Genomic DNA, 12,295 nt, shown 5'->3' on the forward strand with positions numbered 1-12,295 from the left:
TGATTTTGCATAACGACAAACAACAAGAACTACTTTGCTTATATGCAAAAGCGCCGAAACCCCCGGCGTGAGCTTGTTCAGCGAGCGGGCGCAGATGTCCGATGCTGCGCTGAGCCAATCTGTCGCGGAGGCTTTTGTCCTTTACGCCAAATCCTGCGAGAGGCGCGCCCACTCCTCCGCGTCGATGTGGACCGACTGCTCGTCGGAGGGATAGGCGTGCGCCAGGCAATCGTCGCGAAAACGCGTCATGGCAGTCTCGATATCGGCGCTGATGTTGGCGTAAGCGCCGCGATTGCGCGGAGTGGGAAATGCCGTGTAACCCACCAGATCGCCGCTGATATGATAGACGCCGTCGTTGATCGGGCCGCCGCCGAGCGTGATGACCGGAACCGGCAGGGTGCGCGTCAGATAGGCGGCAAGCTCGGTCGGCACCTGCTCCACGATAAAGCCGAACACACCGGCCGCGACAAAGGCTCGGGCTGTTGCGACGATCTCCCGGGCTTCCGCGGCCGTGCGCCCCTTGATGCCGAAGCCGCTCTGCTCGACGCGGCGCGAGGCCTGCATTCCGATGTGCCCCATGACGGGCACGCCAGCCCGCACGATCTCGGCAATATAAGCTGCTGTATACGCGTTGCCTTCGCACTTGACGACATGGGCGCCGCCTTCCCGCACCATCCGTGCGGCGCTGGTGATCGCCTGCTCCTTCGACGCGTGATAGGTCATGAAGGGAAGATGGCCGACGATGATGCCATACTTCGCTACGCGGCTAACGGCGCGGGTCAGAAAAAGTTGCTCCTCGAACGTAACGCTCGTGGGATCCGGATGCCCGAGCAGCGACATGGGTCCGGCATTTCCAACAATCAGAAGGTCGAAGCCGACGCGATCGGCGATCGCGGCCATGGGCGCATCGTAGACGCCGATGGCCGTGATGCGGACACCCTCAGCCTTTTTCCGGTGCAGGGCCTTGAGGGTGACGCGCGTGCGTTTCGGTGAATTCGTGTCTGTCATCTTGCGCCTTCGATAGATCCATCCTGACTGACGTCACGCGCGGGCAAATGCAAAGAAGATTTTCTTCTTAGGATTTTCACGGGCGAACAGCCTCTAATGGCGGACGCACTTGTCATCGGAGGGCATCATGCATCACGGAACAGCAGCGACCGCGCAGAGCCCGAAAGGCCATGCGCTGTTCCTCATCGACGAGCACGAGATCCTCGAGGACAACGCGCCTCTCATGGAAACCTTACCGGTCAACGTGCGCCAATTGATCAAGCGTAATGCGACGACGTTGCGGCTGAGCCCGGACACGCTCGTATTCGAGCAGGGGCGGCCGCACTCGGGCATCTTCGTGATCGAGCAGGGCTCGGTGCGCACGTTCTACGCATCCCCCAACGGCAAGGAGATCACGCTCGCCTATTGGACCGAGGGACACTTTGTCGGCGGACCGGAGCTGTTCGGACGCGGATCTCACGTCTGGTCTGCGGAGGCAGCGAGCGCATGCGTTCTCTCGTGGATACCGGGACACTTGCTGCGGGCGCTCGCGCTGCAGAACTCGAGCTTCGCAATGGGGCTGATCGATGCGCTCATCGTCAAGGGGCGATGCTATTCGTCGCTCGCCCAGATTCTCGCGACGAAGCCCGCGCGCGGGCGGCTCGCGGAGCTTCTGCTGACGCTTGCGGAGCGAAGTGCCATTCCCGGCGCACGCAAGGATCTCGAAGTTCCACGGCACGTTACGCACGAGCAGCTTGCCGCGATTATCGGCTCCACCCGGCAATGGGTGACCGCGACGCTCGGCCGTTTCGAGCGCGACGGCTTCGTGTCCGTCAAGCCGGACTCCATTGCCATCCTCAATGCGCGGGGACTGCGGGATGCCTATGCGTCCGGCTGAACCGCGCCCCCCGGGCTCCGTTGCTATCTCAGAAGGTAGGGGATGTTCACGGTTACCGCGCCCGTCGGGCAATCGGTCTGGCACGGCATGCAGTACCAGCATTCGTCGTAGGCCATGTATGCCTTGCCGGTCAGCTCGTTGAGCCTCAGCACGTCGAGCGGGCACACGTCGATGCAGACGGTGCATCCTTTGTCGGCGATGCATTTCGCGTCGTCTACCTCGACAGGAACGGCGGTGTAGGTGGCGGCTAGCGGCATTCGTCCTCCGAGCCTTGTCGTCGTTAGAGCAGGAAATCCTCGAGCTGGGGCGCCTCGGCAAGCTCCGCCAGATAGCTCCAGGGGTAGATGCCGCGGTTATGGCCGTCCGAGAAGGCGATGTTCACGCCGTAGGTGCCGATCACGGCCGCCCTTACGATAGCGAGAGCGGCCGGCGGTGACCTGTGCCCTCCCCGCAGGCGGCGCACGCGCCCCGCCGCAGAGGGGCACTGCGCCCACAGAAATTCCGCGGAAAGAGAGCGGCGCCGTCCTGCGTTCCACAGGACGACGAGCGCACGCCCCTCGTCCGCGATCTCGACAGAAACGACGTCCACAGCAGAGACACTCCCTCACAAGCTCGGAACGAAGCGAGGCTCGCATCCGGCACGCGCGCGGAAAAGCAATTAGTTGCGCAGGGCCGCAAACCGGCCGCATCCGCATCGATACGGATGGGACTATCCCGGGTCTTCAGGAAGCTTTGCAAAGCAACGGCAGGCTGCATTCGAAAGGCATTCTTCTTATTTCCGAACGCGATGCGGCCTCCCTAGTTTCGCGGCGCTGCGGCCTCGGTTCGTTCGGCCCTGTGGGTCGCGGCAGAGACGCGCCCCCAAAGAGGAGAACCGTTCCTATGACACTCAGACACCTCATCACTGCCGTGGCGGCACTTGCGGCCACCACCCTCTCGGTCACGGCGTTCGCCGCCCCGGCCAAAGAGCCGCTCGTGACCTACGAGTGGGTCCAGAAGAATCTCGACAATCCGAAAGTTCGCATCATCGAGGTGAGCGTCGATCCCGGCGTGTACGAACGCGGGCACGTGCCCGGCGCGTTGAACTTCCGCTGGCACACGGATCTCGTGGACAAGGTCTCGCGCGACATCGTCTCGCGTGAAAACTTCGAGAAGCTCATCCAGGGCGCCGGCATCGACAAAGACACCACCGTCGTCCTCTACGGAGACAACAACAACTGGTTCGCCGCCTGGGGCGCCTGGGTGTTCCACGTTCACGGCCTCGGCGAGCAGGTGCGCCTTCTCGATGGCGGCCGCAAGATCTGGGAGCTGAAGCAGCTTCCGCTCGACACCAAGACTGCCGAGGTCAAGGCGACCGACTACAAGCTTCCGGACGGCAAGCCCAACCTGCGCGCGCGTCTCAGCGACGTTCTCGCCGCCGCCGAGAAGAAGACCGACGTACACGTGATCGACATCCGCTCGGCCGACGAATACCAGGGCAAGATCTTCGCGCCGGAAGGCTCCAAGGAGCTGTCGGTTCGCGCCGGACACGTGCCGGGTGCCGTCAACGTGACCTGGAGCAAGGCCGTGAACGCCGAGGACGGCACGTTCAAGCCGGCTGCCGACCTGAAGAAACTCTACGCAGACGCCGGCGTCGACGGCTCCAAGCCGATCATCACCTACTGCCGCATCGGCGAGCGCTCGAGCCACACCTGGTATCTGCTGACCCAGATCCTCGGCTACGACGTCAAGAACTACGACGGCTCGTGGACAGAGTACGGCAACTCGGTCGGAGCCCCGGTCACTAACCTCGCCGGCACGGTCTGGCTCGGCAAGTAGCTCCTCGTCTCACGCTCACCATCCCCCACCAGCGGCATGGCTCATGCCGCTGGTGGCATTTTTTGCTGTCTGGAGATCCCGAATGCCGCGATCGATCGAGCTCTTTCTATCGCTCATCATCCTGGTGGGCTTGACGCTCGCCGCGTTCGCGCTCGACAGCGGCAAGCTTTCGAAATCGCTCGCCCTCGGAGCGCTGTTCGGCCTCGTGCTCCAGAGGTCGCGCTTCTGTTTCCTCTGCCACACGCGCGACTTTTTCTCGAACAGGGACGTGCGTGGCATCGCCGCCATCCTGCTCGCCCTCGGCGTCGGCACGCTCGGCTATCACGTCATTCTGACGACCTGGCTTCCGGATCCCGGCGCGGGACGCCTTCCGCCGGATGCCCATATCGGGCCTGCGGGACCCTTGCTCGCGTTTGCCGCCTTTGCGTTCGGCATCGGCATGGCCATCTCCGGCTCGTGCATTTCCGGGCACCTCTACCGGCTTGGAGAAGGATCGCCGACGGCGCCGTTCGCCCTGCTCGGCACGCTCGCGGGGTTCGGGGCCGGCTTTCTCACCTGGAACACGCTTTATGTGGCTTCAATCGCGACGACACCCGTGGTTTGGCTTCCGGCCTATACGGGGTATGCGGGATGGCTGCTGGGCCAGCTCGCCCTGCTTGCTGCGCTCGCAGCACTTTTCGCGCGCTTCGCGTCGCCACCTGTCTCTCAGCCGGACATCAGAGGGGCGACACCGCTCAGGCATGCCTTGCACCGAATTTTTATCGCGCGCTGGCCAGCGACCGCCGGCGGGGCAGCGGTCGGCGTGATTGCGGCTGTTGCCTATTTCCAGGTGCAGCCTTTGGGTGTGACGGCGGCGATCGGCAGCGTGGCGCGCTCGCTGCTCGCCCATGCGGAGCTCCTGCCGGAGACACTGCACGGGCTCGACGGATTTGCGGGCTGCCGCACGGCGCTCGTCACCGGCCTCTCGCCCAATGGCGCGTTCGTCGTCGGCCTCGTTCTCGCGAGCTTGGCCAGCGCGCTCGTTGCGGGCCAGTTCACGCCTGCCTGGCCCACTGCGGGCCAGGCGCTGCGCGGCGTGGGCGGGGGCATTCTGCTCGGCTGGGGCGCGATGACGGCTATCGGTTGCACGGTCGGCACGCTTCTTTCGGGCACCATCGCGGGCGCCGCCTCCGGCTGGATCTTTCTCGCCGCGAGCTTCGCGGGCGTCTGGGTCACGCTCAAGATCCTACCCACCCGCTAGAGCAGGTCGCCGAGCGCGGATCCATCTCGCGATCGCGACATGCGCATGAAAAAAGCGCCAGCAAGTGGGTTGGGTTCACTTGCCGACGCTCTTTATGACTGCCGGGCCCGGCAGTGCATCCAAACTTGTTCGTAGGGCGCTACGCATCTCGTGACGCTATTTTTACGCGCGTTCCGGATTTGCGGGAAATAATCATTTGTCAGAAGAACTTGTTTCCACGCGTGCTTTTTAAATCACTTTTTTCGCAGCCAGCGATCAGATCGTCACGCATGTGCCACCAGCGATGAATACGCACGCGTGTTATATCCGTTATATTAGATTAAATTACGCTATCTAAGACACATAATCATTTGCCCGCCGATTTGGAATATGTATATTCATAAATGCGCAATAGAACGCAAAAAACGTTGGGAGCAAACAACAAGGAGTTCATCCGATGCACAAAGTGCTCACCTTTGCCCTTCTGGTTGGCCTTGGCGCCGCTCCGCTCGTCGCGAGCACGACGACGGCAGATGCAAAGCAAAGCCGGAAGTCTGCCACCACCGTCACCGCCTGCAGCGAGCGCGGCGGGTTCAATTGCTATACCGCGCGCGTGTTCGATAGCCGGGTCGGCCGCAAGATGGTGCTGCGTCGCGGAACCGTGATCGATTGCGGTCCGGATTGCGGCGATACGCTTCGTCGGGAAACCGTCGATTTCTGGGATACGCTCCGCGAAAACGGGAGCTGATTGTCTCGCGAGCCGCCCTTACGATCGCAACCTAAACGCCATCCCAAAAGGGAAAGAGCCGCACCCGTGAGGGTGCGGCTCCGTCTGTTCCTCGTCTTCGGGAGAAGGTCTTGGATCAGAACTTGATCTGAGCGCCACCAACGACGTAGTCGAACTGGTCCTCGATGCCGGTCAACTTGCCACCGGTGGTCGAGATGTCGGCCGTGGTGTGATTGTACACGAGGTAGAGATCGAAGACCTCGTTGAAGTTCTGGTTGAGACCCAGCCCCCAACCCTCATACGTCGACCCAGTAACGAAGTTGCCGCCGATCGAGATCACATTGCCGCCGCCGCCAGCGACAGGAACGCCCCACGCGCCGCGCTCGGTCTGCCAGTACTCACCGAAGAGGGTGGTCTTGCCGATGGGGAAGAACTTCCGCTCGATGCCAGCCTGGACGAAGTAGAAGTCGGATTCGTCGTCGAGGTTAGCCGAGATGGCGCTGATGCCGTCATCTGTGAGATGCCCGTAGGCACCGGTCACGTAGAGGCCCGTTTCCGTGTGCAGAAGCGAGGCGCTGAGACCGAGCTCGTCGGTGTCGCCTGCGCCGCGGCGCCACGTGTTCTGGTTGTTTTTGTTGATCTCCGAGTAGGCGATGCCGGCTGCGAACTTGAATCCGCTGAACTCGCCCTTGTAGCGCAGTGCGATGTTCCAGATATCGTCCTCACCCCACGAGGCCGATCCGGTAAAGCCGGCGATCGTCGGGGTTTCGTACTTCACGAGGTTCTCGCGGTGGCCTTCGCCGATTTGCTGAGCGGCACCCGGCGGGGAGGACACGTGACCCCATCTCAGAGACGTGCCCGGCGCGATGGCGATGTTGTTTCCGAGGTTGTTCTTGATGAAGAAGCCGTTTCCGCCGTCACCGGCGTACTGCTTGTTCGAGCTGGCGAAGTGGTTGGTGTTGGCGAGGTTGATCTCGGTGATGCCGTCGGCGGCGTCCGAGGTCAGGCCAAGCCAGAGCTTGCCGTAGTCCTTGCTGCTCAACCACCAGGCGCTGTGGCGGGTGAAGATCTGGTCGGTTGCAGATCCGCCGTCAGCGGTATCCTGATCAACACGGTCGCCGCGCGAGCCGCGGATGCCGAGTTCGATCAGGTAACCGGCCTTCCAGCCCTTGGTGATCTCTGCTTCGCCTAGGAAGCGGACGCGGGTCTGCGCTTCCTCGTTGGTGATGACGTAAGCGTTGCTCTCCTGGCCGTCATCCCAGAACAGGATGGCTTCGTTCACGAGACCGGAAACGGTCAGCGAAACCTTGCGGTTGCCCTTGCGCGCCGTCGTGGCCTCGAGTTCGGCAATGCGCTCTTCCAGGTCGGCGTAACCGCCGCCGCCCAGGTCTGCAGCCGAGGCGGACGTCGCCCCGCCGAACGCCAAGCCGGCGATTGCGATCCCAAGCGCAATGCCAGGCTTCTTGATAGTGCCCCCAATCATCTTCTACCTCCACTTAGTCCAGCATTCGGTCGGCCGACGAACCTGAGAGCACCCCTTCCGTGGGCGCCTCAGGCCTGAGCACGAAACGTGTGTGAAACACCGTTTTTCCGATTGCTCGGGCCCCGATGAAGAGCACTGAACCGCAAGCCAGTTTGCGCGTGAAATGAAAATAACTTCGCTCGATAGAAGACGTTTCGTTCTTTGCTTAGAAGAAAATTTCAGATTTTCTCGAAACCCCTAATTCCGTGATTTGAAAATCATTGGAATGGCGCTTCTGGCGATGCTCCTCGTCTCAAATTCCGAGATGTCGTCCGGCGCTCGACGATGTTGGCCGAAAAGCGATCCGGCCGCTTCTTCCCAAAGCATTTTTTGTCCAATGAGAGCGGGGCGTGCTCAGACCGGGATCGAGCGCCACTCACGTTGTTGTCTCTTGTTTGACGCCTTGCTGTGGCCCGGCAGCTACAGGGATTTGCTCGCGACTCGCGCGCTGTCTCGTCTCAAGCCGGGCTCTCGTGGAATCAAGCGCGCCAGGATTGGCCATGCGCGGCCGCATGACAGCGCCGCTCGTGCTCGCGCCCAAGGGCGGTCATCACGCAAGGTCTCAGTCGTTCGGATGAAAAGAGGCTAGCGGCGGATGACGCTGTAGGCGCCCCGCCAATATGTCAGCGCTTCCGGCTCGGCATCCTCACCCCGGACACGCGCAGCCACGACGCGGCCGATGACGACGGCACTGCCGAAGCGCTCGATGAGATCCTCGACCTCGCAATCGAGAACGGCGAGCGCATCCAGCAGTACGGGCGTCCCCGTCACAAGCTCGGACCAGCGGGCGCCTTCGTAGCGATCGAGACCTTTCACTCCATTCCGTCCGCTGAAGCGGTCGGCTACGGATCTGTGCCCCGGCGGGAGGACGTTGACGGCAAAAGCGCGGCGGGCCTGGAGAATGGGCCAGCTCGACGCCGTCTTGTTGATGCAAAAGACCAGCGCAGGCGGCTCGGCGGACAGCGAGGATACGGAGGTCGAGGTCAAACCTGTCCGCTCATCGCCCCGGCCGACGGTGATGGCGCAGATACCGCCTGCGAGCTGGCGCATAGCGCTGCGGAACGTATCCGCATCGATCCCGGCGCCTCCTGCCAGAACCACCGCCTGACATCCGTTCCCCATGGCCTTCGTCTTTCAGTCCCTTATCAAGCGTCCTCGCCGGCCCGCGCGTCCTTGAAGAGCGCGTCCAGAATGCGCCCCTCGAGCGCCGCGATCTCGGCGGAGCCTCGCCGGCGCGGACGCGGGATATCAACCCGAAGGTCGAGCGTGATGGCGCCGTTCTCTATCAGGAGAACGCGGTCAGCCAGCATGACCGCCTCGGCCACGTCGTGCGTCACCATGAGGGCGGTGAAGCCCTGATCGCGCCAGACCTGCTCTAGCAGATTCTGCATGGAGATGCGGGTCAGAGCGTCGAGGGCGCCGAGCGGCTCGTCGAAGGCCAGCACACGTGGCTGCGAGACGAGGGCGCGGGCGAGCGCAACGCGCTGGCGCTGGCCGCCGGACAGCACCGAGGGCCACTCGCCCTTCCGGTCTCCGAGCCCCACCTCGCTCAATGTCGCGAGCGCGCGCTCGCGCGCTCCTTTCTCCCTGCGGGCGCGGCCAAGCCCGACCTCCACGTTCGAAAGAACCCGCGCCCAGGGTAATAGCCGCGGCTCCTGGAACATGACGCGCACAGCGCTCTTGTCGTGCTGCTCCTCGGGTGCGGCCCCATACCAGAACTCGCCGCCGGTCGGCTTGTCGAGGCCGACGAGCAGGCGCAGCAGCGTGCTCTTTCCGCAGCCGCTCTTGCCCACGATCGACACGAACTGACCCGCCGGAATGAAGAGGTCGAGCCCCTTCAGGACCTCGTTCGATCCGAACGACTTCTTGAGATCGCGAACGGTGAGGCTCAAGCCGGCCGACGATACCGGGACTGTTTCCCGCGCCTCGCGCCAATACTCGGGGGCTACCCGGCCAAGTGAAAGTGCGCCAGCGGTCATTGGAGCCTCGTTCTATCACTTCGATTGAAAGGCGGGATGCCAGGAGAGGCATAGCCTTTCCAGGAGCCGCGCGGTGCTGTCGGCGAGCTTGCCCAGAAGGGCGTAGATCAAGATGCTGAGCACCACGACATCCACGAGCAGGAATTCGCGCGCCTGCATGGCCATGTAGCCAATGCCGGAGGACGCCGCGATGGTCTCGGCGACGATCAACGTCAGCCACATGAAGCCGAGCGCATACCGCAAGCCGACGAAGATGGAAGGCAGCGCGCCCGGCAGGATCACCCGCCAGAACAGCTCGAAGCTCGTCATGCCGTAGGTGCGCCCCATCTCAATAAGATGGGGGTCGACGGTGCGAATGCCATGAAGCGTATTGATGTAGATTGGAAAGAAGACGCCGAGCACGACGAGGAAGATCTTGGCGGCCTCGTCGATGCCAAACCACAGGATCACGAGCGGGATCAGCGCCAGGTGCGGAACGTTGCGCACCATCTGCAGGAGGGTGTCGGTCGCGCGTTCGAACTTTGTCGAAAGACCGTTGGTCAATCCGAGAACGAAGCCGAAGGTGCCGCCGATCGCGAGGCCGATGAGCGCGCGCAGGCCGCTGACGCCCATGTTGACCCACAGCTCTCCCGTTGATGCGAGCCGCCACCCCGCGATGACCACTGCGGATGGAGCAGGCAAGACGCGGTTCGAGATGATGCCCCCCTGGGAAGCCGCCTCCCAAACGGCGAGCAGCCCCAGCGGCAATAGCCACGGGACCAGCCCATCGAGGCGCCGCGATGCCCGGGGCGCGCTCATGACTGAGCGGCCTGCTTTTCGGGCAGGATGTCGTTGGCGATGGTCTCGCCGAACGGTCCGGTGTTGACCTTGGCCGTGAAGGTCTGCTTCGCGTGCGAGAGCGGCAACAGCGGGAAGACAAGCTCGGCGAAGCGGTAAGCTTCCTCGAGATGCGGGTATCCGGAGAGGATGAAGGTATCGATGCCGATATCGATGTACTCCTTGATCCGGGCTGCGACCGTTTCTGGATCACCCACGAGCGCCGTGCCTGCACCGCCGCGCACGAGGCCGACGCCCGCCCACAGGTTCGGGCTCACCTCGAGCTTGCCGCGGTCTCCGCCGTGGAGCGCGCTCATGCGCTGCTGGCCGACGGAATCCATGCGGGAGAAGATCTTCTGGGCTGCCGCGATGGTGTCGTTGCTGACATAGGAGATCAGCTTATCCGCAGCCTTCCACGCGGCTTCGCTCGTTTCGCGCACGATGACGTGAAGACGAATGCCGAAGCTCACATCGCGGCCCTTGGCCCGCGCCGCCGCTTTCACCTGCTCGACCTTCCTCGCGACATCGGCAGGCGGCTCACCCCAGGTCAGATACTTGTCGACGCTGCTGGCGGCCACATCGATGCCAGCCGCGGACGAGCCGCCGAAATAAAGAGGAATCCCGCCTGGCTGAACCGACGGGAACAACACGCGCCCCTCCTCCACCGAGATGTGCTTGCCGGTGTAGTTGACCGTCTCCCCGGCGAGCAGCCGCTTGAAGATGTCGAGGAACTCCTGCGTCAGCTCATAGCGCTCGGTGTGGCCGAGGAAGAGACCGTCGCCCTTGTTCTCGACCGGATCACCGCCGGTCACGATGTTGATCAGAAGCCGTCCGTTCGAGATCCTGTCGAACGTCGCGGCCATTCTGGCCGCGACGGTGACCGACGTGAGACCCGGACGGGCCGCGACGAGATACTTCAGGCGCTCCGTATGAGGGGCGATCGCGGACGCGACCACCCAGGAGTCCTCGCAGCTCCGCCCGGTGGGCAGCAGGACCCCATAGTAGCCGAGATCGTCGGCTGCTTGAGCGACCTGGCGCAAATATTTGAAGTCGGCCGCCCGCGCGCCAATCGACGTGCCGAGGTATCGGCCTTCGCCGTGAGTGGGCAGGAACCAGAGAACATTGGCCCTTTGGGCGGCCGTCTTGCTCATGAGCCGGCCCTCCAGACGATCTCGTCGACCTTGATGGTCTTCGGGATCAGCCCGAGCGAATGGAACAGGTCGCCGATCTTCTGCTGCTCCTCGATCACCTTCGCATCGAGCGGCTTCACGCCATAGGACTGCCGCTTGAGCGCCGTCTCGAGAATTGCCGCGGGGACGCCGGTTCCGGGCGCCAACTGCTCGGCTGCCGCCTTCGGATCCTGCCTGACCCACTCGTTGACGGCGTTGAGCTCGGCCAGCACCACCTCGATCGCCTTGGCGTGCTTCTCCACCGCAGACTTGCCCGCGAGATAGAACTGATGGTTGGACACGATACCCGTTCCATCCTGAAGAACGCGAGCGTTGGCGGTCGCCTCCGCCGAGGCATAGAAGGGGTCCCAGATCGACCAGGCGTCCACCTTGCCGCTCTCGAACGCGGCGCGGGCATCGGCGGGCGCCAGATGCACCGGCTCGAACTCGCCATACTTCACGCCGGCTTTCTCGAGCGCCTTTACGGCGAAATAGTTCGCGTTCGATCCCTTGGCGTAGGCGACCTTCTTGCCCTTGAGCTCGGCCACCGATTTGATGGGGCTGTCCTTCGGTACGAGAATAGCCTCACCACCCGGTGCCGGCGGCTCGTGAGCGACATAGACGATGGCACTGCCGGCCGCCTGGGCGAACACGGGCGGGGCTTCGCCCGTGTGCCCGAAATCAATCGCGCCTGCGTTGATCGCCTCCAGCAACGGCGGGCCGAACGGGAACTCCGCCCAGGTGACCTTGTAGCCGATGGCCTCGAGCTTGGGCTCCAGCGTGCCCTTCGCCTTCAACAGGATGACGTTGCCGTACTTCTGATAGCCGATGCGGATAACCTTATCCTCGGCGGAGGCGGAGAGTGCCGTGCTGCCAAGCGCGAGCGCGCCGAGCGCCAGCGCGCCAAACCCTCTGCGGGTGAAGCTCATGTTCGAATTCCTTCGATGAAACTGGGTTTTCAGGTGGCGGATGGGCCGGATGACGCGGCCGGCGTTGCTCAGACGCCCCTACATCGGCTCTGAAATGAGACCGGGAAACTGCGATGTCCCGTCATGTGCGATCGTCCTTCCCTCTACGCCTCGGCTGCGCGACCTCGCGTGTGGCGCGGTGAAAAGATGCGATCTGATGTGCATCGGCGTCTACCAACTATTTCCTCGATA

General features: G+C 63.1%; 13 protein-coding genes. 4 read left to right on the plus strand and 9 right to left on the minus strand.

The window, feature by feature from the left end; all coding sequences use genetic code 11:
* Positions 1-141: 141 nt before the first annotated feature.
* Positions 142-1,008: a 3-methyl-2-oxobutanoate hydroxymethyltransferase gene (locus F812_RS24550; RefSeq protein WP_020087405.1), complete on the minus strand. Its 867-nt coding sequence runs from the start codon at positions 1,006-1,008 to the stop codon at positions 142-144.
* Positions 1,009-1,135: 127 nt separating this feature from the next.
* Here F812_RS24550 and F812_RS24555 point away from each other — a divergent pair, with 127 nt between their 5' ends.
* Positions 1,136-1,885 carry a Crp/Fnr family transcriptional regulator gene (locus tag F812_RS24555; protein WP_156827512.1) on the plus strand — a complete coding sequence of 250 codons (750 nt, stop codon included), beginning with the start codon at positions 1,136-1,138 and terminating at the stop codon, positions 1,883-1,885.
* Positions 1,886-1,908: 23 nt separating this feature from the next.
* Here the strand turns inward: F812_RS24555 and F812_RS0118130 are convergent, their stop codons facing one another.
* Positions 1,909-2,142 carry a 4Fe-4S dicluster domain-containing protein gene (locus F812_RS0118130; protein ID WP_020087407.1) on the minus strand — a complete coding sequence of 78 codons (234 nt, stop codon included), beginning with the start codon at positions 2,140-2,142 and terminating at the stop codon, positions 1,909-1,911.
* A gap of 23 nt (positions 2,143-2,165) precedes the next feature.
* Positions 2,166-2,474 carry a gamma-butyrobetaine hydroxylase-like domain-containing protein gene (locus tag F812_RS0118135; RefSeq protein WP_020087408.1) on the minus strand — a complete coding sequence of 103 codons (309 nt, stop codon included), beginning with the start codon at positions 2,472-2,474 and terminating at the stop codon, positions 2,166-2,168.
* Between the two features lie 293 nt (positions 2,475-2,767).
* Between F812_RS0118135 and F812_RS0118140 the strand changes: the two genes are divergently transcribed.
* The 3 genes from F812_RS0118140 (at position 2,768) to F812_RS0118150 (ending at position 5,670) form a co-directional block, all read left to right on the plus strand.
* Positions 2,768-3,703 carry a sulfurtransferase gene (locus tag F812_RS0118140; RefSeq protein ID WP_020087409.1) on the plus strand — a complete coding sequence of 312 codons (936 nt, stop codon included), beginning with the start codon at positions 2,768-2,770 and terminating at the stop codon, positions 3,701-3,703.
* Positions 3,704-3,785: 82 nt separating this feature from the next.
* Complete coding sequence (locus F812_RS0118145; protein WP_020087410.1) at positions 3,786-4,943, plus strand: YeeE/YedE family protein; 1,158 nt, start codon at positions 3,786-3,788, stop codon at positions 4,941-4,943.
* A gap of 436 nt (positions 4,944-5,379) precedes the next feature.
* Positions 5,380-5,670 (plus strand): hypothetical protein, encoded by a 291-nt coding sequence (locus tag F812_RS0118150; RefSeq protein WP_020087411.1) that lies wholly within the window; start codon positions 5,380-5,382, stop codon positions 5,668-5,670.
* 115 nt (positions 5,671-5,785) lie between these two features.
* Here the strand turns inward: F812_RS0118150 and F812_RS0118155 are convergent, their stop codons facing one another.
* From F812_RS0118155 to F812_RS0118180, 6 genes are all read right to left on the minus strand, one after another.
* Positions 5,786-7,132 carry a porin gene (locus F812_RS0118155; RefSeq protein ID WP_020087412.1) on the minus strand — a complete coding sequence of 449 codons (1,347 nt, stop codon included), beginning with the start codon at positions 7,130-7,132 and terminating at the stop codon, positions 5,786-5,788.
* Between the two features lie 624 nt (positions 7,133-7,756).
* Complete coding sequence (locus tag F812_RS0118160; protein WP_020087413.1) at positions 7,757-8,293, minus strand: flavin reductase family protein; 537 nt, start codon at positions 8,291-8,293, stop codon at positions 7,757-7,759.
* A gap of 23 nt (positions 8,294-8,316) precedes the next feature.
* Positions 8,317-9,150, minus strand: coding sequence for an ATP-binding cassette domain-containing protein (locus tag F812_RS0118165; protein ID WP_083929247.1), 834 nt, complete (start codon positions 9,148-9,150; stop codon positions 8,317-8,319).
* A gap of 15 nt (positions 9,151-9,165) precedes the next feature.
* Entirely contained in the window at positions 9,166-9,948 is a 783-nt protein-coding gene (gene ssuC, locus F812_RS0118170) for an aliphatic sulfonate ABC transporter permease SsuC (protein ID WP_020087415.1), read from the minus strand.
* Entirely contained in the window at positions 9,945-11,117 is a 1,173-nt protein-coding gene (gene ssuD / locus F812_RS0118175; protein WP_020087416.1) for an FMNH2-dependent alkanesulfonate monooxygenase, read from the minus strand. The genes ssuC and ssuD overlap by 4 nt, the downstream gene beginning before the upstream one ends.
* A complete protein-coding gene (locus F812_RS0118180; protein WP_020087417.1) occupies positions 11,114-12,064 on the minus strand; it encodes a sulfonate ABC transporter substrate-binding protein in 951 nt (316 codons plus the stop codon). The genes ssuD and F812_RS0118180 overlap by 4 nt, the downstream gene beginning before the upstream one ends.
* Positions 12,065-12,295 lie beyond the last annotated feature (231 nt).

Origin of the sequence: Hyphomicrobium zavarzinii ATCC 27496, from assembly GCF_000383415.1 — a bacterium.
GTDB lineage: Bacteria > Pseudomonadota > Alphaproteobacteria > Rhizobiales > Hyphomicrobiaceae > Hyphomicrobium_C > Hyphomicrobium_C zavarzinii.